21 protein-coding genes and 1 tRNA gene are annotated in these 23,073 nt (G+C 62.0%); 15 read left to right on the top strand and 7 right to left on the bottom strand.

The genetic code is table 11. The annotated features are described in order from the left end of the window. Nucleotides 1-58: 58 nt before the first annotated feature. A complete protein-coding gene (locus ACODRW_RS01065; protein ID WP_107800541.1) occupies nucleotides 59-1,096 on the bottom strand; it encodes a patatin-like phospholipase family protein in 1,038 nt (345 codons plus the stop codon). Nucleotides 1,097-1,414: 318 nt separating this feature from the next. Here ACODRW_RS01065 and ACODRW_RS01070 point away from each other — a divergent pair, with 318 nt between their 5' ends. Genes ACODRW_RS01070 through ACODRW_RS01085 form a run of 4 tightly spaced genes read left to right on the top strand, consistent with a single transcriptional unit; the run spans nucleotide 1,415 to nucleotide 3,994 of the window. Then, entirely contained in the window at nucleotides 1,415-1,759 is a 345-nt protein-coding gene (locus ACODRW_RS01070; RefSeq protein ID WP_107800540.1) for a PadR family transcriptional regulator, read from the top strand. Next, nucleotides 1,756-2,844, top strand: a complete 1,089-nt coding sequence (locus ACODRW_RS01075) for a DUF1700 domain-containing protein (protein ID WP_488904982.1) — start codon at nucleotides 1,756-1,758, stop codon at nucleotides 2,842-2,844. The genes ACODRW_RS01070 and ACODRW_RS01075 overlap by 4 nt, the downstream gene beginning before the upstream one ends. A gap of 35 nt (nucleotides 2,845-2,879) precedes the next feature. Further along, nucleotides 2,880-3,170, top strand: coding sequence for a DUF1700 domain-containing protein (locus ACODRW_RS01080; protein ID WP_146176709.1), 291 nt, complete (start codon nucleotides 2,880-2,882; stop codon nucleotides 3,168-3,170). A gap of 56 nt (nucleotides 3,171-3,226) precedes the next feature. After that, nucleotides 3,227-3,994: a hypothetical protein gene (locus tag ACODRW_RS01085; protein ID WP_488904983.1), complete on the top strand. Its 768-nt coding sequence runs from the start codon at nucleotides 3,227-3,229 to the stop codon at nucleotides 3,992-3,994. 59 nt (nucleotides 3,995-4,053) lie between these two features. Here the strand turns inward: ACODRW_RS01085 and ACODRW_RS01090 are convergent, their stop codons facing one another. Together ACODRW_RS01090 and ACODRW_RS01095 are read right to left on the bottom strand one after the other, a co-directional pair. Further along, the gene (locus tag ACODRW_RS01090) at nucleotides 4,054-4,602 is read right to left on the bottom strand and encodes an adenine phosphoribosyltransferase (protein ID WP_019103866.1); all 549 of its coding nucleotides are present in this window, start codon (nucleotides 4,600-4,602) and stop codon (nucleotides 4,054-4,056) included. Between the two features lie 103 nt (nucleotides 4,603-4,705). Next, on the bottom strand, nucleotides 4,706-6,004 hold the full coding sequence (locus ACODRW_RS01095; RefSeq protein WP_107800536.1) for an NCS2 family permease: 1,299 nt from the start codon (nucleotides 6,002-6,004) through the stop codon (nucleotides 4,706-4,708). A gap of 163 nt (nucleotides 6,005-6,167) precedes the next feature. Between ACODRW_RS01095 and gmk the strand changes: the two genes are divergently transcribed. The 11 genes from gmk to ACODRW_RS01150 all read left to right on the top strand — a co-directional run bounded on the left by gmk (nucleotide 6,168) and on the right by ACODRW_RS01150 (nucleotide 16,388). Next, the gene (gmk, locus tag ACODRW_RS01100; protein WP_107800535.1) at nucleotides 6,168-6,794 is read left to right on the top strand and encodes a guanylate kinase; all 627 of its coding nucleotides are present in this window, start codon (nucleotides 6,168-6,170) and stop codon (nucleotides 6,792-6,794) included. 119 nt (nucleotides 6,795-6,913) lie between these two features. Further along, nucleotides 6,914-7,120: a DNA-directed RNA polymerase subunit omega gene (rpoZ, locus tag ACODRW_RS01105; protein WP_019103869.1), complete on the top strand. Its 207-nt coding sequence runs from the start codon at nucleotides 6,914-6,916 to the stop codon at nucleotides 7,118-7,120. Between the two features lie 20 nt (nucleotides 7,121-7,140). After that, nucleotides 7,141-9,297, top strand: a complete 2,157-nt coding sequence (locus tag ACODRW_RS01110) for a RelA/SpoT family protein (protein WP_227104894.1) — start codon at nucleotides 7,141-7,143, stop codon at nucleotides 9,295-9,297. A 1-nt stretch (nucleotide 9,298) separates the two neighbouring features. Then, on the top strand, nucleotides 9,299-9,502 hold the full coding sequence (gene thiS, locus ACODRW_RS01115) for a sulfur carrier protein ThiS (RefSeq protein ID WP_255701199.1): 204 nt from the start codon (nucleotides 9,299-9,301) through the stop codon (nucleotides 9,500-9,502). A 26-nt stretch (nucleotides 9,503-9,528) separates the two neighbouring features. Then, entirely contained in the window at nucleotides 9,529-10,323 is a 795-nt protein-coding gene (locus ACODRW_RS01120; RefSeq protein ID WP_199225925.1) for a thiazole synthase, read from the top strand. Nucleotides 10,324-10,452: 129 nt separating this feature from the next. Continuing rightward, nucleotides 10,453-10,665, top strand: a complete 213-nt coding sequence (rpsU, locus tag ACODRW_RS01125) for a 30S ribosomal protein S21 (protein ID WP_039756346.1) — start codon at nucleotides 10,453-10,455, stop codon at nucleotides 10,663-10,665. Nucleotides 10,666-10,854: 189 nt separating this feature from the next. Further along, complete coding sequence (locus tag ACODRW_RS01130; RefSeq protein WP_107800531.1) at nucleotides 10,855-11,301, top strand: GatB/YqeY domain-containing protein; 447 nt, start codon at nucleotides 10,855-10,857, stop codon at nucleotides 11,299-11,301. Between the two features lie 45 nt (nucleotides 11,302-11,346). Then, complete coding sequence (gene dnaG, locus ACODRW_RS01135; protein ID WP_107800530.1) at nucleotides 11,347-13,131, top strand: DNA primase; 1,785 nt, start codon at nucleotides 11,347-11,349, stop codon at nucleotides 13,129-13,131. Nucleotides 13,132-13,296: 165 nt separating this feature from the next. Beyond that, complete coding sequence (rpoD, locus tag ACODRW_RS01140) at nucleotides 13,297-15,228, top strand: RNA polymerase sigma factor RpoD (protein ID WP_107800529.1); 1,932 nt, start codon at nucleotides 13,297-13,299, stop codon at nucleotides 15,226-15,228. Nucleotides 15,229-15,339: 111 nt separating this feature from the next. Further along, nucleotides 15,340-15,418: transfer RNA gene (locus ACODRW_RS01145), tRNA-Ile, on the top strand. Between the two features lie 268 nt (nucleotides 15,419-15,686). After that, complete coding sequence (locus ACODRW_RS01150; protein ID WP_107800528.1) at nucleotides 15,687-16,388, top strand: FCD domain-containing protein; 702 nt, start codon at nucleotides 15,687-15,689, stop codon at nucleotides 16,386-16,388. A gap of 88 nt (nucleotides 16,389-16,476) precedes the next feature. Here the strand turns inward: ACODRW_RS01150 and tyrS are convergent, their stop codons facing one another. From tyrS to ACODRW_RS01170, 4 genes are all read right to left on the bottom strand, one after another. Further along, the gene (gene tyrS, locus ACODRW_RS01155) at nucleotides 16,477-17,751 is read right to left on the bottom strand and encodes a tyrosine--tRNA ligase (protein WP_227104890.1); all 1,275 of its coding nucleotides are present in this window, start codon (nucleotides 17,749-17,751) and stop codon (nucleotides 16,477-16,479) included. A gap of 71 nt (nucleotides 17,752-17,822) precedes the next feature. Beyond that, nucleotides 17,823-19,052 carry an amino acid permease gene (locus tag ACODRW_RS01160; RefSeq protein WP_235086655.1) on the bottom strand — a complete coding sequence of 410 codons (1,230 nt, stop codon included), beginning with the start codon at nucleotides 19,050-19,052 and terminating at the stop codon, nucleotides 17,823-17,825. Between the two features lie 124 nt (nucleotides 19,053-19,176). Then, complete coding sequence (locus ACODRW_RS01165) at nucleotides 19,177-21,105, bottom strand: pyridoxal phosphate-dependent decarboxylase family protein (RefSeq protein WP_107800525.1); 1,929 nt, start codon at nucleotides 21,103-21,105, stop codon at nucleotides 19,177-19,179. Nucleotides 21,106-21,145: 40 nt separating this feature from the next. Next, entirely contained in the window at nucleotides 21,146-22,612 is a 1,467-nt protein-coding gene (locus ACODRW_RS01170; protein ID WP_158274335.1) for an amino acid permease, read from the bottom strand. Nucleotides 22,613-23,073: the final 461 nt, after the last annotated feature.

The following is a 23,073-nucleotide window of genomic DNA, read 5'->3' on the forward strand; positions in this document are numbered from 1 at the left end:
TTTTGCTTAGCCAAGCGTCAAGGGCTGCCGTCAGGCAGCCCTTTTTTATTGGCGGCGTCTAGCCCAGCAGCTTGCCGCGGTGCTGGCGGAGGAGGTCCTGTCCGGCTTGATAGCCGATCTGGTAGAGCTGGGACAGATTGGAGTGCGACCAGTCCAGCTCCTCGGCGCGGCGTTGCGGGTCAATCAGTTGGTCGAACTGGATCTTCAGCACCTCGGTGCGCGGCCGGCCTTGCTCGTCCTTATTGTGCAAGGCTTCGAACAGCTTCAGGTCATCGCGCGCGATTTCGGTCAGCGGGGTGATGATGGATTGCACCCAGGCGTCGTAAAGGCCGCGCGGCGGATGCAGGAGCCGGTCGCTGCCCAGCACGTCGAACACCAGGGTGTAGTCGATGTGAGGATGATCGCGGAACAATTGCTTGAAGTTCAGCGTGTCTATGGCCGCGCCTTCGATGTAATCGCCGTCGGCCAGCGGATACGGCGGGTAGATGAAAGGAAAGGACAGCGCGGCCAGGAAGTGTTCATGACCGATCTCGCTCTTGTCCCAGCAACGCATCTCGCCGCGGCTGATGTTGTAGGCGTTCAGGTAGAACTGCGGCGCAATGGTCTTGAGGCGGTCGAAATCCACGATCTCCTCGATGAAGGGCACGTGCGCGCACAGGCCTTGGCTGTTGGGGCCCAGATCGCTGGGGCAGAGCGTGGCCAGCAGCAGCGATGTCCAGTCGGCCAGCAGACGCTGCCAAGGCCCTTGATCGGCCTGTTGTTGAATGCTCTGCAACAGGGGGTTCTGGCTTTGCCAGCTGCGCCACAGGTCGGCGGCCGGGCCGGGTTTGTTGAACACCTTGTAGTTGATCGGCAGCAGCCGGTAGATCGGATCGGATACGCCGAGATCGGCCAGCCGGCGCAAATTGTCCAGCGGCGAGCCCTTGCGCGGCGCCGCGTACAAGAGGCCGACTATGGCGCCGGCGCCGGAGGTGGAGATGATGTCGAATTCGACGCCGGCCTCCATCAGCGCGACCAGCGCGCCGGCCATCAAGGTTGCGTTGGGCGCGCCGCCGCCCAAGACCAGCGCGATGCTGGGCCTGTTTGCTTTTGCCATCGGAGTCCTCGTCGAGAGAGTGGCCGGTTGTTGCAACCGGTTGGGATTATGATTTAGTTCAATGTCATTGTTGCTGTTGAATTATGGATGCCAAGGCGTATTTTGCAACGCAATATGGTGTCAGTAATGACATTCTGATTTGTTGCGAGAAAGCAGCAGTGGCAGTGATTTGTCATTGGGTAATGAAAGATACCTTGCGGTACAAGGTAGTGGTTTGTATAGTGCAATCACAAGCAGATCGATGCCTTGGTCCGTCTAGCTATCTTGCAATGCAAGGTAGTTGGGTGGAAAGAACCGGGCGGTTTCAAGGAAGGCAAGATGAAAACCCAGTTGAAGAAGGGGACCCTGGACATGTGCGTATTGGCGGTATTGGCCCAGTCCGACAGCTATGCCTACGAATTGGTCAGCACTTTGTCGCGCACGATGGAAATCAGCGAAGGGACGATCTATCCGTTGATGCGCAGGCTGCAGAATGAATCCTGGGTCAGCACCTATCTGGTGGAGTCGGCGTCCGGGCCGTCGCGTAAATATTACACGCTGACCGAGGCGGGCAAACGGGAGTTGGAATTGATGCGGCGCGAGTGGCAGGAATTCGTCAGCGAAGTGGACAGCGTGCTGAGCCGCCTGCCGGCGGCCGGTCAGCCGGGAGAACAACAAGCATGAACCGCAAAGCGTTTTTGGCGCAATTGGAACAGGCCCTGGCGGGGATGCCGGCCGAGGAAATCCGTGAAATCGTCGCCGACTACCAAGAGTACTTCAGCGACGCGCAAGAAGCCGGCCGCGACGAGGACGAGGTGGTCGCCGCCCTGGGCAGTCCGCAGAAGCTGGCCAAGGAACTGAAGGCGCAGGCGCATTACCGCCAATGGGAAAGCCATCGTTCCTTCGGCAATTTGATGAGGGTGGTGGCTTCGGTCGCCGGCCTGGGCGTGCTGAACTTCTTCCTGGCGCTGCCCTTCATGATCTACCTGCTATGTCTGTCCATAGGCTATATGGTGTCCGGCAGCCTGTTGATCGCCGGCGTGGCGCTGGTGGCGGCCTGGGGCGGCAACAGCCTGTTCGGCTGGCCGGAGCTGGAGCCCAGCCTGTCGCCCGAGAAGGGCAAGATCGAGTTCAAGCTTCAAGCCGACGGGGAGCCGGTCCACGGCGTGAGCCTGAAGCAGGGGAGGCTGTTGCTGACGCTGGAGGAGGATGAAACCGCCAGCCTGAAGTTGCGTAGCGGAGAGCCGGTCAGGGTCAGTTACGACGGCGGCGAGTTGAAAGTCGACGCCAGCAATCCGGCGGCGCGGCAAACGATCAAACGCGAGAGCGAACGCTCCGTCAGCCTGGAGCGCGGCCAGCTGAGCGCGCTGACGCTGGTTTCGGACGGCGGCGACAGCATGGTGCTGGCGCAGGATGGGGATGGCCGTTCGCTGCGTTGGCGGATGATCTCGGCGCAGGCCTCCGCCGCTGTCGGCGAAGCCGGAGAAGCCGGCGATCTGGTGTTGAACGACGGCGAGAGCTCGCTGGTGATCAAGGATAACCGGCTGTCGCTGAAGGACGGCAAGGACCATATCGAGATCGACGGCATTCCGGGCTTGTCGCTGCAGGGCTCGGCGGCGGTCAGCGGCCTGGTGTTGTTATTGGTTGGCGGATTGGGGCTGGTGTTCTGCGTATGGCTGACGCGGCTGACCTGGCGCGGGCTGGTGCGTTACGTCCGTTATCAGATCGATTTGGTGGCGGGCAGGGGCTTGGGCGGCAACGCGGTGTGAGGAGTGGTGTTTTTGACCGGACTTGGGAGAGAAACATGAAACACGATGCATGCATTCAACAATTGCAGCTGACCATGGAGCGCTTGCCCGAAGCCGAGCTGCGCAAGATTCTCAGCGACTATCGCGAATACATTCGCGAGGCGGTGGCCGATCAGCGCAATGAGAGCCGCCTGATCGCCGCGTGGGCGGATTCGCGACGGACCGTTTCGATTCTTGCGCGCAAAGGCTCGCTGAGCGCTCAGTGGGCGCGGTTGGCCCGCCACGCGGTGGGCGGAATGGCGGCCGCTTGCGGCGTGATCGCGATGTACTGGTTGTTCATGCAGTGAGGAAAACCACCGCCGCCGGCCAAGGCGGCGGCTTCTACTTGGGAAAGGGGTGCGTGATGAGGCGTGGGATAGTGCGCTTGCTGGCATTGACGGGGCTGATGGGCGGCGGGGTGGCTTACGCGGCGGAAGCGCCGATTGAAAAGCTGGTGATCAACGGCGACGCGGCCGTGCTCAAGCTGAGCGCGGACGACAAGCGGCCGTATCAGCTGGACCTGAACAAAAGCAATTGGGACGCCAAGCAGTGCAGCGCCCTGGTGCGGCGCGCAGGCGGCGTGGTCACGATCACAGTCAAGCTCAACGACAAGCTGTTGGGCAGCAGTTGCGGGTTGGAGATCGCCGGCAATCTGAAGCCGGGCAAACAGGTGGAATTGGGGCTGGCTGCGGTCAAGGGGTCGATCCGCGGCGCGTATTCGGCGATCCGGGTGGACAGCCGGGCGGTGGATCTAACGCTGGACGGCAAAGCCGCCAGCCTGTCCATGTCCGCCGACGCGATCAGGGCGCAGGCCAAGGGCGCTTACGACAAGCTGGCGCTCAAGGGGCAGGCGCTGACCTTGGGTTTCGAAGGCAGCAGCCGCGACATGGTTTTTGACGGCCAGGCGGTGAAGGCGAAGGTGAAGCTGACCGACGCCAAGCCCAGCGGCTCCTTGTCGCTGGACGCCACCACCGGCAAGTTGTCGCTGACGCTGCCCAAGTCCGCAACGCTGCAATACGAGGTGCGGGGCACGGCGGCCTCGGTGGACAGCAAGCTGCCCAGCACCGCTGGCGCGCCGCTGAAGCTGAGCGCGCGCGGCCAGGCGTTGAAAGTGGCGGTGGAGGCGGATTAAGACGCGGCCAAACAAAAACGGAGCCCGAGGGCTCCGTTCGCTTGGCCGACGAATCCGGCTCAGTAAGCGCAGACGGTGAACAACTCCAGGCCGCCGTCGCGCACCAGCTTGCCGCCGCCCAGTTCGGGCAGTTCGATGATGGCGGCGGCTTCCAGCACGTCGGCGCCCATGCGCTTCAGCAGTTTGTAGCCGGCCATCATGGTGCCGCCGGTGGCGACCAGATCGTCAATCAGGATGACGCGGTCGCCCGGCTTGCAGGCGTCGGTGTGCATTTCCACCGCGGCGTTGCCGTATTCCAGCTCGTACTCCTCCTCCACCGTGGTGAAGGGCAGCTTGCCGCGTTTTCGGATGGGCACGAAGCCTACGTTCAACTCGTAAGCCAGCACCGAACCGATGATGAAGCCGCGCGCGTCCAGGCCCGCCACCAGGTCCACTTTCTCCATCATGTAGCGATGCACATAGATGTCGATCAGCATGCGGAAGGTTTTGGGGTTCTGCAGCAGCGGGGTGATGTCGCGGAACATCACGCCTTGTTGCGGCCAGTTGGGCACAGTGCGGATCCAGCCTTTCAGATAGCTGGAGTAGTCGAGATTGCTAAGGTTTTCCATGGCCTTATTGTACTTCGAAATAAGGAGAGTCGCCGCGCGCCCCACAAGAAAAAGCCCGCCGCGCAGCGCGGCAGGCTAGGAGTCCGTATCAATTATTGACGTTTCAGTGGAAGAAAGCCAGTTTGAAGATCCACAGCGCGGCGATCACCAGCACCGGCGGCTTCAGATCGGAGAAACGGCCGGCCAGAATCTTGATCACCGCGTAGCTGATGAAGCCGAAGGCGATGCCGTCGGCGATGGAGAAGGTGAAGGGCATCGCCAGCGCGGTCATCACCGCCGGCGCGGATTCGGTCAGATCGCTCCAGTCGATCTCGGCCAGGCCGCGCGCCATCAGCACCGCCACATAGCACAGCGCGGGCGCGGTGGCGTAGGCGGGCACGGTGGCGGCCAGCGGCGACAGCCACAGCGAGGCCAGGAACAGCAGCGCCACCACCATGGCGGTCAGGCCGGTGCGGCCGCCCACGGCGGTGCCGGCGGCGGACTCGACATAGGCGGTGGTGGACGAAGTGCCCATTACCGCGCCGGCGGTGATCGCCACCGAGTCGGCCAGCAGCGCGCGCTTCAGGCGCGGCAGCTTGCCGTCCTTGTCCAGCAGGCCGGCGCGGTGAGACACGCCCACCAGAGTGCCGGTGGTATCGAACAGATCGACGAAGAAGAAGACGAAGATCACGCCGATCAGGCCGGCTTGCAAGGCGCCGGCGATATCCATCTGCATGAAGGTGGGCGCCATGCTCGGCACCGGCGCCACCACGCCCTTGAACGGAGACAGGCCCATGGCGATGGACAGCACCGTCACCACCAGGATGCCGATGATGATGGAGCCCGGCACCTTGCGGTATTCCAGCGCCACGATTAGGAAGAAGCCCAGAATGGCCAGCAGGGTGGTGGGCTTGTGGATGTCGCCCAGGGTCAGATAAGTTTCCGGGTGCGGCGCGATCACGCCGGCGTTCTTCAGCGCGATGATGGCGAGGAACATGCCGACGCCGGCGGAAATGGCGAATTTCAGCGACTGCGGGATGGCGTTGACGATGGCCTCGCGCACGCGGAACAGGCTGACCGCCAGGAACACGATGCCGGAGATGAACACCGCGCCCAGCGCGGTTTCCCAGGACAGCCCCATGCCCTTGACCACGCTGAAGGTGAAGTAGGCGTTCAGGCCCATGCCCGGCGCCAGCGCGATCGGGTAATTGGCCACCAGGCCCATGATGGCGGTGCCCAGCGCCGCGGCCAGACAGGTGGCGACGAAGACGGCGTTCAGGTCCATGCCGGTGCTCGACAGGATCAGCGGGTTGACCAGGATGATGTAAGCCATGGTCAAGAAGGTGGTAAAGCCGGCGATGACCTCGGTCTTCACCGTGGTGCCGTTTTCTTTCAGCTTGAAGAAGCTGTCAAGGAATTGCATGGCGAAACGCGCTCCAAAGGAGGTAGGTAGGAAAAAAACCAGCCATTTTATTCAGCCTGAAGAGATTTACCTAAATCTTGACGTGAAAATAACTTGGCGATTAACAGCCGGTACGCGCTTATGGTATTCTGGAGAATTACTCATTTGGCAGGAAGTACCTTTCATGAGCCAGCCAACCGGTAATATTTTTATCGTGGTCGCTCCTTCCGGCGCGGGGAAAACCTCGCTAGTGGCGGCCTTGCTCCAGGCGGAGCCGTCTGTGGAACTGTCCATTTCTTATAGCACGCGCGCGCCGCGCAAGGGCGAAGAGGACGGCAAGCATTACCACTTCGTCGATCAGGCCACGTTCAAGTCCATGATCGAACGCGGCGATTTCCTCGAGTACGCGGAAGTCTACGGCAACTACTACGGCACCAGCGCGCCGTGGATACGCAGCCGCCTGGCCGTGGGGCAGGACATTCTGCTGGAGATAGACTGGCAGGGCGCCGAGCAAGTGCGCAAGGTCTTCCCCGAGGCGATAGGCATTTTCATCGCGCCGCCGTCGATAGAAGAGCTGGAGCGCCGCCTGCGCGGACGCGCCACCGACAGCGAGGAAGTGATCCGCCGCCGGCTGGCTTCCGCCCGCGCCGAGATCGACAAGATCGCCGAATACGACTACATCGTGGTCAACGACGATTTCGAGCGCGCCCGCCTCGACCTGATCAGCGTCGTGCGCGCCAATCGGCTGCGCAGCGCCATCCAATGCCGCAAGCTGGCGACGATGCTGGCGCGGATGGGACAGACCGGCTGATCCGACCGTTTGTTGGTGAGTCGACTAAAATTTAGATATAGTGATCCCTCTGGGCGTTGCCGCGGCCGCAAGAACGGCGACCGACAACGCCCTTGGCAACTTTGGAAGAAAGAAAGCACATGGCCCGTATTACTGTTGACGATTGCCTGGACCGCATCCAGAACCGTTTCGACCTGACCCTGGCCGCCGCCTACCGCGCGCGCCAAGTGGCTTCCGGCGCCAGCCCCTTCGTTGAAGCCGGCCGCCATAAGCCCACCGTCGTCGCGCTGCGCGAAATCGCCGCCGGCCACGTCGGCAAGGAAGTTCTGAGCCGCGGCAAAGCCTGATTGCAAGTGGGTGGTGGGTTATGGCAACCGGCATCGAGGATGAAATCGACTATAACGCCCTGATCGACAGCGAAGCGCAAGCGTTTTTCGAGTCTGTCGCGCGTTATCTCAAGCCGGAGGACGTCCAGCTGTTGCGGCAGGCTTTCGAAGTCAGCCGCGCGGCGCACGAAGGGCAAACCCGCAAGAGCGGCGAACCCTACATCACCCACCCGCTGGCGGTGGCCTGCATGTTGGCCGAGTGGCGGTTGGACGTGCAGGGCCTCGCCGCCGCCTTGCTGCACGATGTGCTGGAAGACACCGGCGTCACCAAGCCGACGCTGATCGAAAAGTTCGGCAAGATCATCGCCGATCTGGTGGACGGCCTCTCCAAGCTGGAGCGGCTGGAATACCAGACCAAGGAAACCGCGCAGGCGGAAAGCTTCCGCAAAATGGTGCTGGCGATGGCGCGCGACATCCGCGTCATCATCGTCAAGCTGGCGGACCGGCTGCACAATATGCGCACGCTGGATTCGATGCGCGAGGACAAGCGCCGCCGCATCGCGCTGGAAACCTTGGAAATCTACGCGCCGATCGCCAACCGCATCGGCCTGAACAAGGTTTACCGCGAACTCCAGGACCTGGCGTTCAAGCACCTGCACCCGCATCGCTACGGCGTGTTGTCCAAGGCGGTGCGCGCCGCGCGCGGCAATCGCCGCGAAGTGGTCACCAAGATCCTGCAATCCGTCAGCCAGAAGCTGGTGCAGAGCAATATCGAAGCCACCATCAAGGGGCGAGAGAAAAACCTCTACAGCATCTACAAGAAAATGCAGGAAAAACACCTGTCGTTTTCCGAGGTGCTGGACATCTACGGCTTCCGCGTCGTCGTCAACGACATTCCCGGCTGTTACCTGGCCCTGGGCGCGCTGCACAGCCTGTACAAGCCGATTCCCGGCAAATTCAAGGATTACATCGCCATTCCCAAGGGCAATGGCTATCAGAGTCTGCACACCACCTTGTTCGGCCCCTACGGCACGCCGGTGGAGATGCAGATCCGCACTCGCGAAATGAACAGCGTGGCCGAGGCCGGCGTGGCCTCGCACTGGATGTACAAGAGCGGCGACGGCGTCAACACCGCGCAGCAGCGCACCCACCAGTGGCTGCAAAAAATCATGGACATGCAGGAGGAGAGCGACGATCCGGTCGAATTCCTCGAGCACATCAAGATCGACCTGTTCCCGGACGAAGTCTACGTGTTCACGCCCAAGGGCAAGATCATGGTGATGCCGCAGGGCGCGACCCCGGTGGACTTCGCCTACGCGGTGCACACCGACATCGGGCACCGCTGCATCGCCGCGCGCGTCAATCACGCGCTGGTGCCGCTGCGCACCGTGCTGCGCAACGGCGACACCGTGGAAATCATCACCTCCACCCAGGCCAAGCCCAATCCGTCCTGGCTGACCTTCGTGCAGAGCGGCCGCGCGCGTTCCGGCATCCGCAATTACCTGAAGAGTTTGCAGCAGGAAGAAGCGGTCGGCCTGGGCGAGAAGCTGCTCAAGCAAGCGATAGGCGCGCTGGCGGTGACGCCGCTGGCCTTGAGCGAGGAGCTGTGGGTGGAGTATCTGGCCGCTTTCGGCGAGAAACTCGCCTCGCAGCAGGACGTGCTGGCCGACATCGGCGCCGGCAAGCTGATGCCCATCGTGGTGGCGCGCAGGCTGCTGGAGCTGGCCGGCGAGCGCTTGGGCGAGGAAGTGAAAGTGGGGCCGGTGACCATACGCGGCAACGAGGGCGGCATGGTGCAGCTGTCGCCGTGCTGCAACCCGCTGCCGGGCGACGACATTTTGGGTGTCATCACCAAGGGCCAGGGCCTGGTCATCCACCGCAAGGGCTGCCCGAACGCGCGGCGGGCGGATCACGACAAGCTGCTGGACGTCAATTGGGAAGCGCAGCGCGACCGCATGTTCGGCGTCACCGTCGGCGTGCTGTCCCGCAACGAGCGCGGCGCGCTGGCCGATATCGCCACCGCGATTTCCCAGGCCTCGGCCAATATCGAAAGCGCCGACACCCAGGACAGCAGCCGCGACGGCGACGGCCTGTTCAACATCCACTTCCGCTTGCAGGTGGAGGGCGTCGAGCATCTGGAGCGCGTGCTGAGCGCCATCCGCGTGCTGCCGGTGGTGCAGCGCGTGCAAAGGAGATGAGATGCTGAAACTCAAGATCAACGGCGAGGGCCGCGAACTGGGCGGCGTCGCCAATGTGGCCGAGCTGGTGGCGGCGCTGGGCCTTGTCGGCAAGCGCGTGGCGCTGGAAAAGAATGGCGAGATCGTGCCGCGCAGCCAGTATCCGGCCACCGGGCTGGCCGATGGCGACGAACTCGAAATCGTGGTGGCCGTCGGCGGAGGCTGAGCGGCAAAGCTGATAGAGGTGCAGGAGTGGCGGATCAACTGATCATCGCAGGCAAGGCTTACAATTCGCGTTTGCTGGTGGGAACCGGCAAGTATCGGGATTTTGAGGAAACGGCCCGGGCGCTGGACGCGTCGGGAACGGAAATCGTCACCGTCGCCATTCGTCGCGTCAACCTGGGTCAGAATGCCGGCGAACCCAATTTGCTGGACTTTTTGCCGAAAAACCGGTATAACCTTCTCCCCAATACGGCGGGGTGTTATTCCGCCGACGACGCCATTCGCACTTTGCGCCTGGCCAGAGAGCTTCTGGACGACCATCGTCTGGTCAAACTGGAAGTGCTGGGCGATCCGAATACCTTGTTCCCCAACGTCAAGGAAACCCTGAAAGCGGCCGAAGTGCTGGTGGCCGAAGGTTTCGACGTGATGGTGTACACCTCGGACGATCCCATCATCGCCCGGGAGCTGGAGCAAATGGGCTGCTGCGCCATCATGCCGCTGGCCAGCCTAATCGGCTCCGGGATGGGGATTCTGAATCCGTGGAATTTGAAGTTGATTATCGAGCAGTCCAAGGTTCCCGTGCTGGTTGACGCCGGCGTCGGCACCGCGTCCGACGCGGCGATTGCGATGGAACTGGGCTGCGATGGCGTGCTGATGAACACTGCGATTGCCGCCGCGCAACAACCGGTGTTGATGGCCCACGCTATGAAACAGGCTGTAGAAGCAGGCCGATCGGCATATCTTGCCGGCCGGATGCCGAAACGTTTTTATAGTGCAGTACCTAGTTCTCCTAGTGAGGGGGTGATTTCTTCCGTCAAGCCGTGATGCGTAAAGCGCCACAGATTGCTTGGTCGGAACGCTTCAGACTTTTCCAAACCGCGTAAGATTGTTAAAATGCTGTTTTTTATAGCTCCAGCCACGTCTGGACGCTAGGAACTAAGGATACTAGATTCAATGCCGAACATTCGCGTTAAAGAGAACGAGCCGTTTGAAGTTGCAATGCGTCGCTTCAAGCGCGCGGTGGAAAAAACCGGTCTGCTGACCGAACTGCGCGCCCGCGAGTTCTACGAAAAACCGACTGCCGAGCGCAAGCGCAAGCACGCAGCTGCCGTTAAGCGCCACTACAAGCGCATCCGCAGCCAAATGCTGCCGCCGAAACTCTACTAAGAGTTCGTCTGGTCAGTAAGCAGGACCGCAGGCTTAGCCTGCGGTTTTGCCATTTGTAGTTCCCCGTTTGCAGACTCTGACGGCATGGGTTTTGAACGATTCAAAACCAATGTCATCAGGGTTTGACTCTCTCTAAAGTGCGCGCTCGCCGCCGGCGACGAGTGGCGGTCATCTTTCGGAAAGCAAGCAATGAGCCTCAAGCAGCGAATCAGCGACGACATGAAATCTGCAATGAAAGCGCGGGAAAGCGACAAGCTGGCGGCTATCCGCCTGTTGCTGGCGGCCATCAAGCAGAAGGAAGTGGACGAGCGCGTGGAGCTGGACGACGCCGGCGTGGTCGCCGTCATCGACAAGATGCTCAAGCAGCGCCGCGATTCGGTCAGCCAGTACGAGGCGGCTCAGCGCCAGGATTTGGCCGACAAGGAAAAATTCGAGATGGACGTGCTGATGGCCTATATGCCGCAGCAATTGTCCGCCGGAGAGATTGACGCGCTGGTGGCCAAGGCTGTCGCCGACAGCGGCGCCGCCGGCATGCAGGACATGGGCAAGGTGATGGGGCTGTTGCGGCCGCAATTGGCCGGCCGCGCCGATATGGCGCAGGTTTCCGCCTCCATCAAGGCCAAGCTGGCCGGCTAGCCGGCTTCGGGCCGCGTGTGCGGCCCGCGCCATCGGTGACCTTGTTTGATCCCTCAGGATTTTGTCGATCAGTTATTGTCCCGCGTCGATATCGTCGACGTGGTGGACCGTTACGTCCCCTTGAAAAAGGGCGGCCAGAACTATCTGGCCTGCTGCCCGTTTCATAAGGAAAAGTCGCCGTCGTTCACGGTGAGCCCGTCCAAGCAGTTCTATCACTGCTTTGGCTGCGGCGCTCACGGCTCGGCCATCGGCTTCGTGATGGAATACCAGGGGCTGGGCTTCGTCGACGCGGTGAAGCTGCTGGCCGAAGGCATCGGCATGCAGGTGCCGGACAGCCGCGCCCACGCCAACCCGGAAGCCAGCCGTGCCGCGCGCGAGCGCAAGCTGTCGCTGGAACAAATGATGCAGATGGCGGCAGGCTACTACAAACAGCAGCTGAAGTCCGCGCCCAACGCCATTTCCTATCTGAAAGGCCGGGGTTTGAGCGGCGAAGTGGCCGGCCGCTTTGGTCTTGGCTTCGCGCCGGACGGCTGGCAGAACCTGGAAGCGGTGTTTCCGGACTACCAGGACGACAAGCTGGTCGATACCGGCCTGGTCATCGTCAATGAAGAGAAGGGCCAGCGTTACGACCGCTTTCGCGATCGGGTGATGTTCCCCATCCGCAACCAGCGCGGCGCCATCATCGGCTTTGGCGGCAGGGTGATGGGCAAGGGCGAGCCCAAGTATCTGAATTCGCCGGAAACGCCCTTGTTCGAGAAGGGCCGGGAGTTGTACGGCCTCTACGAGGCGCGGCAGGCGATACGGGATAAAAACCGCGTGCTGGTGGTCGAAGGCTATATGGACGTGGTGGCGCTGGCTCAGTTCGGCGTCGCTTACGCGGTGGCCACGCTGGGCACCGCCACCACCGGCGAGCACGCGCGCAAGCTGATGCGCCACGCGGACCAGGTGTACTTCTGCTTCGACGGCGACAAGGCCGGTCAAAAGGCGGCTTGGCGCGCGCTGGAAAACAGCCTGCCGCAATTGCAGGACGGCAAGGCGCTGAACTTTCTGTTCCTGCCGCAGGAGCATGATCCGGACAGCTATATCCGCGAGTTCGGCGCCGAGGCCTTTGAAAAAGTATTGGAAGAGCAGAGCCTGCCTCTGTCCGTTTACTTCACCCGCGAGCTGTGTCGCGAGGTGAACCTGACCACGCCGGAAGGCAAGGCCGATCTGATCCGTCAGGCCGCCCCCCTTCTGGCGCAGATTGCCGCTCCGGCACTGGGCTTCATCATCAAGAAAAGACTGGCAGAACTTGCCGGTGTGGATGTCGACGAATTCGACATGTTGACGACGGGCCAAAGGAAGTCGGAGCGCAAAGGCAAGCGGGAGCACCGTTTGCCGGAGGTATCGCATCGTCCGCAACAGTCCTCCATGGTGACGCGCCTGATCAAATGGCTGCTGTTGAATCCTGGTTGGGCTGGCGATGTGCGCTTGCCGGACAGCATGGCGCTGTCCGACGAGCTTGCCTGTTTTGCCATGTTGGCCGAATGCGTGCAAGGGCACGACCAGCCGCCGAATACGGCGCAATTGATGGAAAGCCTGCGTGGCACTCCATATGAAGGGCTGGTGGATAGTGTTCTGCAGCAGGCCATGCAGGATCCGGATGAGTTCGCCGATCCCAGCGAGGAAGATAGGCAGCAGTTTCAGGACGGCGCGGCCAAGCTCCTGAAAATGCTGCATCAAACTCAGGTGGAGCGGCTAAAACAAAAGGACCGGAACGAAGGCCTGACTCCGGAAGAAGTCAGATTGCTAGGGGAATTGCTGCGGGATTTGCTGACGCCAAACGCTTGACGACGTCGCCGCCCCGGCAGATCGCAGAGCGGTCTGGCGTACGCGCCGGACTGCCGAAAGCGATGCCGCGGCGGTAGAAAGCGCCCCGCAGGGCTACACAAACAGCGTTATTTGCTTGTGTTATTATCAACTGTTTTTTTCGGCTTATTTCAAGCAGGAAGCGAAATGGCGGCCTCTCCCGAAAATCAAAAAGACGTGCAGGAAAACGAAACCGAAGTGATGAGCCTGGAAGAGCAGCGTAAACGCCTGCGCCAGCTGATCGCCTTGGGCAAGGAGCGTGGGTATCTGACCTACGCGGAAATCAACGACCACCTGCCGGAAGACGTGTCCGACGCAGAACAGATCGAAAACATCGTCACGATGATTTCCGGTCTGGGCATCCAGGTTTACGACGAGGCGCCGGATGCGGACACGCTGCTGATGTCCGACGCCACCCCGCCGGTGGCCGACGAAGACGCCGTGGAAGAAGCCGAAGCGGCGCTGTCCTCGGTGGATTCCGAATTTGGCCGCACCACGGACCCGGTGCGCATGTATATGCGCGAAATGGGCTCGGTGGAGCTGCTGACCCGCGAAGGCGAGATCGAAATCGCCAAGCGGATCGAAGACGGCCTGAAGTACATGATCCAGGCGATTTCGGCTTGTCCGGGCACCATCGCCGAAGTGCTGGAGCTGGTTGAGCGCGTCGGCCGCGACGAAGTGCGCGTGGACGAAGTGGTTGACGGCTTTATCGATCTGAACGCGCCGTCCGAAGAGGACGCCGCGTTCGCCGAGCCGGCGGACGAAGACGAGTTGCTCGAAGCCGAGGCCGAAGAGGAAGACGAGAGCGAGGACGAGGACGGCGACGCCGCCGACGCCGCCGGCGTCAACCTGGAAGAGCTGAAGCAGCAGGCGCTGGAGCACTTCACCGGCGTGCGCATGTTGTTCGACAAGATGGTCAAGGTGCTGTCCGTCAAGGGCGCGCAGAGCAAGGAATACCTGGAGCTGCAGGACGCGATCACCACCGAGTTCATGCTGGTGCGCTTCTCCACCCGCCAGGTGGAAAGCCTGTGCGACTCGCTGCGCAGCCGCGTCAACGAAATCCGCACTTACGAACGCGACATCCAGGATATCTGTGTCAGCCGCGTGCGCATGGAGCGCGCCCACTTCATCAAGGTGTTCCCGGGCAACGAGACCAATCTTGACTGGGTGGAAGACGAAATCCATTCCGGCAAGGCCTGGGCGGAAGCCTTGACCCGCTTCAAATACGCGATCATCGAGAAGCAGACCAAGCTGTCCGAGCTGCAGGATCGCGCGATGCTGCCGATCAAGGCGCTGAAGGAAATCAACCGCCAGATGTCGGCGGGCGAGTCCAAGGCGCGCCGCGCCAAGAAAGAGATGATCGAGGCCAACTTGCGCCTGGTGATCTCCATCGCCAAGAAGTACACCAACCGCGGTTTGCAATTCCTCGATCTGATCCAGGAAGGCAATATCGGTTTGATGAAGGCCGTGGACAAGTTCGAATACCGCCGCGGCTACAAGTTCTCGACCTACGCCACCTGGTGGATTCGCCAGGCGATCACCCGCTCCATCGCGGACCAGGCGCGCACCATCCGCATTCCGGTGCACATGATCGAGACCATCAACAAGATGAACCGCATCAGCCGTCAGATTCTGCAGGAAACCGGCCACGAGCCGGATCCGGCCGAGTTGGCGGAAAAGATGGAGATGCCGGAAGAGAAGATTCGCAAGATCATGAAGATTTCCAAGGAGCCCATCTCCATGGAAACCCCGATCGGCGACGACGACGATTCCCATCTTGGCGATTTCATCGAGGACCAGAACAACCTGGCGCCGTCCGACGCTGCGATGTATTCCAGCCTGAAGGACGCCACCAAGGAAGTGCTGGACACGCTGACGCCGCGCGAAGCCAAGGTGCTGCGCATGCGCTTCGGCATCGATATGAACACTGACCACACGCTGGAAGAAGTGGGCAAGCAGTTCGACGTGACCCGCGAGCGCATCCGCCAGATCGAAGCCAAGGCCTTGCGCAAGCTGCGTCATCCGACCCGTTCGGAACGCCTGCGCAGTTTCCTGGACAACGAGCCGGGCGGTCAGTGATCGGATCGCGAGACCGGGTCTAGGCCGATGGCCTGAGCCGGATGAAAACCCCAAGCCGTCGGAATTCGACGCTTGGGGTTTTGCTTTTTGGCTGTTATAATGCGCTGCTCTGGGCCTCTAGCTCATGCTTGGTTAGAGCAGCGGACTCATAATCCGTTGGTGCGGGGTTCGACTCCCCGGGGGCCCACCAAGACTTCCGCGCAGCATGCGGCGGCGCTTGGCGCATTGATATCGGAAGCCGACGCTCAAGTCGGCTTTTTTGTTGCGGCGGCCGCGCCGCCGCGGCCTCCCTATCCGCCTTTTCTTTGGGGTTTCCCCGCCCGATCTCCATGCCGGAGAGACGTAGCTTTTAGCTATTTCCCTGCTATGCCGATGGGGAAAATCAATATGCTGCGCTATTTTAAGTTACTATCTAGCGTTTCGCGCATCATTGCGCGCTCTCATGTGGAAAAGACCGAATGCCCCAGAAGGAAAAAAAGGCGGCAAGCAGCAACGCCACATTGGCCGACAAGGTATTCCAGGAGTTGCGGCGGGACATTCTGCTGGGCGTGTACCGCCCGTCGCAGAAGCTGCTATTGCATGATCTCAAGGCGCGCTACGACGCCGGCGGCTCGCCGATCCGCGAGGCGCTGCTGCGCCTGAGCTGGTGCAAATACGTGGTGATGGAGCCGCAGCGCGGCTTTTGGGTGGCGCCGATTTCCCACCATGAACTTTACGACATCCTGCTGGTGCGCCGAGTGCTGGCGGAGGAGGCGGTGCGCCGTTCTCTGGCGCAGGGCGACGAGGCGTGGGAGCTGGAGGTGTTGGCCAGCTATCACCGCTTGAGCCGGATAGATCTGAACGACGTGAATGTGGATTTGCAGGACTGGGCAGACCGCCACATGGCGTTTCACCTGGCCATCATCAGCGGCAGCCACTCGCCGGTGATTGTGGAGGTGATGGAGTCCTTGTACAACCGTTTGGAGCGCTATCGGCACATCTGGTTCGACCCGGCCTTGCCGACCTCCAAGCGCTATAGCGACGAGGGCGAGCATCAGGCCATCATGCAGGCGGTGCTGGCCAGAGACGCGGACCGGACGCTGCAATTGCTGGATCAGCATTATTCCCACGTGATGCAGGTGGTGGAAGGCCTGAGCACAGAGGCTTTTCTGCCCCGCTAGCCTATCCAGCCGGCTGCCCCGCCCATGCGCGCTTGGGCGGCCGGACGGGGCGAGCCCGGCGCTTCAGCGCCCGGGCCGTTTCACGCGCTTACTCCCAAATCAACAGACAGTACTGTTTCTTGCCGCGTCGCAACAGCGTGTAGCGCTGATGAAGGTGGTCGGCCTGCTCCAGGCGCGCGTCCAACGCGTCCGCCCTGGCGCCGTTGACGCTGACGGCGCCGCTTTGCAGCAGCGTGCGGGCCTCGCTTTTGGACGCGGCCAGGCCGCTGGCCGCCAAGGCGTCGACCAAGGGCGTGGACTGCCGCGGCAAGGCCAGCCGGGGCATGCCGTCTTGCGCCAGTTGGGCGAAGTCCGCGGCGCCGAGCCGCTCCACATCGTTGTCGAACAGGCTGAGGGTGATGCGCTGGGCGGCGGCGAGCGCGGCCGGACCGTGAACCAGCTCGGTCACTTGTTCGGCCAGGATGCGTTGCGCCCGCGGCTTGCCACCGGACGCGCGGTCCTCGGCCTCGATGACCTCGATCTCCTCGTTGGACAAAAAGGTGAAGTAGCGCAGGAAGCGGTAGACGTCGGCATCGGCCGCGCCCAGCCAGAACTGGTAGAAGGCGTAGGGTGAGCACTTGCTCGGGTCCAGCCACACCGCGTTGCCTTCGCTTTTGCCGAATTTGGTGCCGTCGCTATTGGTGATCAAGGGCATGGTCAGGCCGAAGGCCTGTTGCTGGGTCACCCGTCTGACCAGGTCGACGCCGGCGGTGATATTGCCCCATTGATCGGAACCGCCGATCTGCAGTTTGCAGCCGAAGCGGCGGTTCAGCTCCACGAAGTCGTGGCTCTGGAGCAGGCTGTAGGCAAACTCGGTGAAGGAGATGCCGACATCGTCGCGGTTGATCCGCTGCTGCACCGACTCCTTCTTGATCATGGCGTTGACCGAGAAATGCTTGCCGACGTCGCGCAGGAAGTCCAGCGCGCTCATCTGGGCGAACCAATCGTGGTTGTTGGCCATCAGGGCGGCGTTGTCGCCTTCGAAACTGAGGAAGGGCTCCACCTGGCGGCGGATCTTGTCCACCCAGCCGGCCACCACGTCCGAGGTGTTGAGTTTGCGCTCGCTGGCCTTGAAGCTGGGGTCGCCTATCATGCCGGTGGCGCCGCCGACCAGGGCGATAGGGCGGTGCCCGGCCATCTGGAAGCGCTTGAGCAACAGCAGCGGCACCAGGTGGCCGAGGTGCAGGCTGTCGGCGGTGGGGTCGAAACCGCAGTACAGGGTGACCGTTTCCCGGGACAGCAGCGCGTCGAGCGCGTCCGCGTCGGTGGCCTGCGAGATCAGGCCGCGTTGCTGCAGATCCCGGATCAGGGTCGATTGCTTCATTTCGTTTACCTCCATGATTGCGGCGCGCGGCCGTATTGGCCGCGCGTCCGGACGACGGCGCGCTTGCGCCGTCAGAACACGGGCAGCAGTCCTTGCATCACCAGGATCTGGAACAGGATGATGGCGAGGCCGGAACCGCCTATCGCCCAATGCAGGGTGCCGCCGCCGCTGACCTGGTAGCCGGGCCGGTAGTTGTCCTGGCGGCGCAGCTTGATCAGGGCCAGCGCCGGGAACAGGATGGCGAGAATCACCAGGAAGATGGCGGCGGCGCCCAGCGCGGCGATGAAGCCGCTGGGGAAAAACAGGGCGAAGCCCAGCGGCGGCAGATAGGTGATCAGCGCGGTCTGCAGCCGCTGCCGCAGGCTGTCGCCGCGTTTCAGCGTGCTGGCCATGGCGTCGAACAGGCCGAGCGAAACGCACAGATAAGAAGTGAACAGCGCGATGGACGAGAAGGCGGACAGCAGGGAGGGCACTTGCGGCGTGGGCACCAGCGCGTGGAATTCGTCCAGGAACATGCCCACCGAACCGTTATGGGCGGAGATGGCTTGAAAGCTGTGGCTGCCGTAGCGCGGCAGCGCGCCCAGCGTGTTGAACACCCACAGCAGGTAGACGCCCATGGGAATCAGGCTGCCGGCGATGAAGACATTGCGCAGCGTGCGGGGCTGATCGCGGCCCAGGTATTTGACCATGCTGGGCACGCTGCCGTGAAAGCCGAAGGCGGTCAGAAACATGGGGATGGCGGCCAGCATGTATTTGGCCGAGTCCGTGTTTTCCGACAGGTTGCCGGTGTCGACATAGGGCTGAATGACCGCGCTGAGCGAGAGAAAGATCAGGATGTTGAGGCTGAACAGCAACCGGTTGACCTTGTCCACCGCGGTGGTGCTGGCGAAGACGATGCCGCCGATCAGCGCGGTGAAGGCCAGCGAGACCTGGCCGGGCGACAGGGTCAGGCCCAGGTATTGGTGCAGGCCGGATTGATAGGTGGAGCCGCCGCCGGAGATATAGGCGGAGGAGAGCGCGTAGAGCAGGAGCAACAGGCTGGCGTTGATCAGATAGCTGCCCTTGGCGTTGAACAGCGAGCGGGCGATGGCGTCGAAGCCGTAGCCTTCGGGAAAGGACAGACAGACCTCCAGCAGCATCAGGCCGGTATAGGTCATCAGCGCCCAGATCAGAAACAGGGTCAGGCAGGCGTAGCCGAAGCCCATGCCGGCGGACACCAGCGGCAGCGCCAGCATGCCGGCGCCCAGCATGGTGCCGGAAATCAGCAAGGTGGCCCCGATGGCCTTGAAATTGACTTGCATGTGGAATCCTCAACCATCCTTGATGAAGAGAAGGATGCGTTCGTAAAAACCGGACAAACTCATAGTCGGTATTGGGTCTGGTAGTGAAAAAAACGCTCCCGGCCAGGCCGGGAGCGGAGGGGGATCAGGCGGCGATCAGGGCGTCGGCGCCGGCCTTGTCTTCCATGTCCACGATCTGGGCCAGCTTGGCGGCGAAGACTTCGCGCAGCTGTTCCCAGTAGGCGTCGAAGTCCTCGGCCTTGCGCAGGAAGTGGGTCATCACCGCGGCGCGCAGGATGTAGACGCTTTCCACCTTGTCCCATTCGGCGCGGCTGAAGCCGCGGCTGGCCACGTAGTGCCATGGGGTGTCGCCGTACTCTTCCACCGACAGCGAAGTCGAGGAGGTCAGGAAGTCGTTGGTGTAGGTGCGGCCGGAAGCGTAGGAGCAGATCTCGTACATCTTCTTGTTCAGCCGGTTGTGGTCTTCCAGGCTGTCGTTGCCGATTTCCTTGAAGGTGAAGTTCACCATGTGGAAGTCCGGGTGCATGATGGGACGCACTTCGAACTGGCGGCGGCCGACGGTCAGCGGCTTGGCGGCGGCCAGACGCTGGGCGAACCAGTCGGCGGTGACGATGCCGCGGCCGATCACCTTGCCGTAGCCGCCGATGTTCAGCGGCACCAGACGGTGGGCCGCCCATACCGCGGCGGCGGTGGCGCCGGCCTTGGAGCCTTCCATGATGGAGGAGCCCAGCACCACCTTGGTGTCCGCGCCTTCGGCCTCGTCCACTTCTTCGAACACATAGGCCGCGTGGTAGGAGATCAGGTCGACGATGCGCTTGTCCTTCATGCAGACGGCGCCGGCCGCGTACTGGATGTAGCCCACCTTGTGCGGGTCCACGGTGATGGAGTCCGCTTCCGCCATCGCCTTGAAGCCTTCGTAGACGTCGCGCTTGGGCCAGGTCACGCCGGCCGGGATGATGTCTTCGGCGCGGTAGCGGGCCAGCAGCGCGTCGTAGTCCATGAACTGATTGTTGTCATCGAGGAACATCGCGCGGACATAGCCGCCGTAGGCCGCGTCCACGTGCACGTAGAAGGAGGCGCCGTATTTCTGTTCGCACTCGGCGCGCAGCTTGATCACTTCGTCGACATGGTCGATCGAGCCTTCCTCGGTGGTGCCCACCACGGAGACCATGGCCAGGATGGGGTGGCCTTCCTCGATCAGGCGGAAGGTGATCTCGCGCATCTTGGCCACGTCGGTGCGGTAGTTCTCGTCCACCGGCAGCGGCACGATGTGTTCCTGGCCGATGCCCAGCACGTCCATCGCCTTCATCCACGAGTAGTGCTTGGATTGCGGCACCAGGATCTTGCCCAGCGAACCTTGCTTGATGCCGACGCCGCGGCAGGACATCGCGCGCACTTCTTCGAACAGGCCGCGTTTTTTCAATTCGTCGGTCAGGTCCAGCACCGCGCTGGGCGACAGGTTCAGCAGTTCGCGCTCGCTCTTGCCGGCGACCAGATCGCGGGCTTTTTCATGCTGGGCGATGGCCAGCGGCATGGTCTTCAGATTGCGCGCCACCCACATGCCTTCGTAGTTGGCCACGGTGCCGCCGGAGGTGATGTGGCCCCAGCTGCGCTTGGGGTCGTAGCCGAACATCCGGCACAGATCGAGGCCGGCTTCCACTTCCAGTTCGGTGGTGGTGGGCGAGGCTTCGTGCGCGCAGTTGTTCGGGTTGTACATCATGGTCATTACGTAGGCCAGATTGGACACCATCAGCGTGTCCGCATTCATATGGCCCAGATAACGCGGCGAGAACCAGGGCACCGAGGTGTTCTTCAGCTTGGAGGACAGCTGGCGCAAGATGCCTTCGGTGCGATACAGGGTCTGGCGGAAATCGCCGGCGTGCTGTTCCACCGGGGTGACCAGCGCCGGGTCTTCCGGGTGAAAGTCCGCGCGCCAGTGCAGGTGTTCGGACACGGCGTATTCCATCATTTCCTTGAAGAACACGCGGTTTTCGGATTTGGGGCCGATGAACAGGGCATCGACGTTAAGCGGGGAGAAAGTCGGATTGGTCATGACTGAGTAACCTTGTTATTTAAGAGAGGCGTGAGCCGGCTCATTTGCCTTCGGCGGGACGAGCCTTGCTGGCGGGCGAGGTGCGCGGGGCGACGCCGGCGGAACGGGCGTGCTTGGCTTTTTGGCCGTAGGCGTACACCAGGAAGGGAATCACCAGCATGACGGCGAGGCCGATGAGCTGGAACTGCAGGTATTCATGCGCGGAGCCATGGAAGCTGCCCGGCGGGATGAAGCCCAGGTAGCCGGCCAGCAGGGAGATGGCGATGCCCAGGCCGGAGCAGATCCACATGCCCGCCTTGCCGCCGGGAACGCGGAAGCTGCGTTCCACGTCCGGGCGCTTGTAGCGCAGATAGATGGCGGCGGAGAACATGAACAGATAGGCCACCAGATAGACGAGCCCGGTCAGGCCCATCAGCATGAAGTAGAAGTTGTCCACATTGGGCATCACGGTGATCAGCACGCCGACGATGGTGATGGCCGCCGCCTGGATCAGCACCAGGGTCACCGGCACGCCGTGGCGATTGGTCGTCTGCAGGAATTTCGGCAGCGCGCCGGAGTCGGCGGTGGCTTGCAGGCCGCGCACCGGGCCCAGCACCCAGGAGTTCACCTGACCCACCAGGCCCAGGCCGATGCACAGGCCCATGACCGGGGCCAGCCAGCCCATGCCCCATTGATTGAAGTAGAGCTCGAAGGCCTGCATCAGACCGGCGGTCATCGAGATCTTCTCTTTGGGGATGGCGATGAAGATCGCGGCGGAGCCGATCACGGACAGCAGCACCATGATCACCGACACCAGGATGATGGCGATCGGATAATTGCGGCGGGCATCCTTGATGGAGGACACATTGGACGCCGACACCTCCATGCCCATCACCACGAAGATGAAGCCGATGAACAGGCCGAGGGTGCCGCTGTCGCTAAAGCTGGGCACCAGATTGTTCCAGCTCCAGGACACGTCGGTCATGATGGGGTGGCCGCCGGCAAGATAGGCGATGCCGCAGCCGATCAGCACCACGCCGGGCAGGAACACGCCCAGGCTCACGCAGATGGTGGAGACCCAACCCAGGGTTTTCACGCCGCGCATGTTGACCAGGGTGCAGGCCCACCAGATGCCCAGAATCATCGCCAGCATGTAGAGCTTGTTGCTGGCGAGAGCAGGGTCGAACACATAGGCGAAGGTGGCGGCGATGATCATGATGATGGAGGTCATGCCGAACACCATCTGTATCCACTGCATCCACACCGCGACAAAGCCCATGCGCTCGCCGAAGGCCTCGCGCACCCAGATGAACAGGCCGCCGTCCTGCGGCCAGGCGGTGGCCAGCTCCGCGGACACCAGCGCGGTGGGCACCAGGAACAGCAGCGCGGCCGCCAAGGTCAGGAAAATCGTCATCATCCCCGGCTGCGCCGTCATCGGCAGCGTACGGACGCTGACGACCACGGCGGCGGTGATCATGACGAAGGCGAAGACGCTGATCTTGGGAGGCGCCTTATCGATTGTCGTCATTTTCATCTCCATCGAACAAATAAATAAAAACGTTCAAACATAAAATTTCGAAAATATTATTTATTTCGCCATGTTCAGCGTTTGATGAAAGTCAATATTAGGAAAATTCGATAAACGATAATTCTTATGGAATAATTGGAGTAGGCCGGCAAAGCCTTGCCAGGCAAGGCTTTGATTGGTCTTGGGGCGGATCAGGCTATTGAGGATGAATTTGGCTTGGCGCTGGCGCGGCGGCGGTTTTGGCCGCCTGTTTACGTTCTCGCAAGCGAGAGAGACAAGGCCTTGCGGCTGAGAAACGGAACCCACGCGTGGCGGATGAGGGCTTCGGGCGGCGCTCAGCGCTTTGCGTCACGCCAGGCGCAGCAGAGTGTGAGGCGGCGCTGACGTCGCGGGACGGCGAGAAGACGGGATGGGTGTGCTGGAGGAGGACCGCGGGGCGCGGAAGCGGCGGCGCAAGCAGG

The organism is Chromobacterium sp. FG89, assembly GCF_057808735.1.

Bases quoted from the DNA above. Each gene is read 5' to 3' on its own strand.
- ACODRW_RS01065 (WP_107800541.1), bottom strand. From the start codon at position 1,096: ATGGCAAAAGCAAACAGGCCCAGCATCGCGCTGGTCTTGGGCGGCGGC.
- ACODRW_RS01070 (WP_107800540.1), top strand. From the start codon at position 1,415: ATGAAAACCCAGTTGAAGAAGGGGACCCTGGACATGTGCGTATTGGCG.
- ACODRW_RS01075 (WP_488904982.1), top strand. From the start codon at position 1,756: ATGAACCGCAAAGCGTTTTTGGCGCAATTGGAACAGGCCCTGGCGGGG.
- ACODRW_RS01080 (WP_146176709.1), top strand. From the start codon at position 2,880: ATGAAACACGATGCATGCATTCAACAATTGCAGCTGACCATGGAGCGC.
- ACODRW_RS01085 (WP_488904983.1), top strand. From the start codon at position 3,227: ATGAGGCGTGGGATAGTGCGCTTGCTGGCATTGACGGGGCTGATGGGC.
- ACODRW_RS01090 (WP_019103866.1), bottom strand. From the start codon at position 4,602: ATGGAAAACCTTAGCAATCTCGACTACTCCAGCTATCTGAAAGGCTGG.
- ACODRW_RS01095 (WP_107800536.1), bottom strand. From the start codon at position 6,004: ATGCAATTCCTTGACAGCTTCTTCAAGCTGAAAGAAAACGGCACCACG.
- gmk (WP_107800535.1), top strand. From the start codon at position 6,168: ATGAGCCAGCCAACCGGTAATATTTTTATCGTGGTCGCTCCTTCCGGC.
- rpoZ (WP_019103869.1), top strand. From the start codon at position 6,914: ATGGCCCGTATTACTGTTGACGATTGCCTGGACCGCATCCAGAACCGT.
- ACODRW_RS01110 (WP_227104894.1), top strand. From the start codon at position 7,141: ATGGCAACCGGCATCGAGGATGAAATCGACTATAACGCCCTGATCGAC.
- thiS (WP_255701199.1), top strand. From the start codon at position 9,299: ATGCTGAAACTCAAGATCAACGGCGAGGGCCGCGAACTGGGCGGCGTC.
- rpsU (WP_039756346.1), top strand. From the start codon at position 10,453: ATGCCGAACATTCGCGTTAAAGAGAACGAGCCGTTTGAAGTTGCAATG.
- ACODRW_RS01130 (WP_107800531.1), top strand. From the start codon at position 10,855: ATGAGCCTCAAGCAGCGAATCAGCGACGACATGAAATCTGCAATGAAA.
- rpoD (WP_107800529.1), top strand. From the start codon at position 13,297: ATGGCGGCCTCTCCCGAAAATCAAAAAGACGTGCAGGAAAACGAAACC.
- ACODRW_RS01150 (WP_107800528.1), top strand. From the start codon at position 15,687: ATGCCCCAGAAGGAAAAAAAGGCGGCAAGCAGCAACGCCACATTGGCC.
- tyrS (WP_227104890.1), bottom strand. From the start codon at position 17,751: ATGAAGCAATCGACCCTGATCCGGGATCTGCAGCAACGCGGCCTGATC.
- ACODRW_RS01160 (WP_235086655.1), bottom strand. From the start codon at position 19,052: ATGCAAGTCAATTTCAAGGCCATCGGGGCCACCTTGCTGATTTCCGGC.
- ACODRW_RS01165 (WP_107800525.1), bottom strand. From the start codon at position 21,105: ATGACCAATCCGACTTTCTCCCCGCTTAACGTCGATGCCCTGTTCATC.
- ACODRW_RS01170 (WP_158274335.1), bottom strand. From the start codon at position 22,612: ATGACGACAATCGATAAGGCGCCTCCCAAGATCAGCGTCTTCGCCTTC.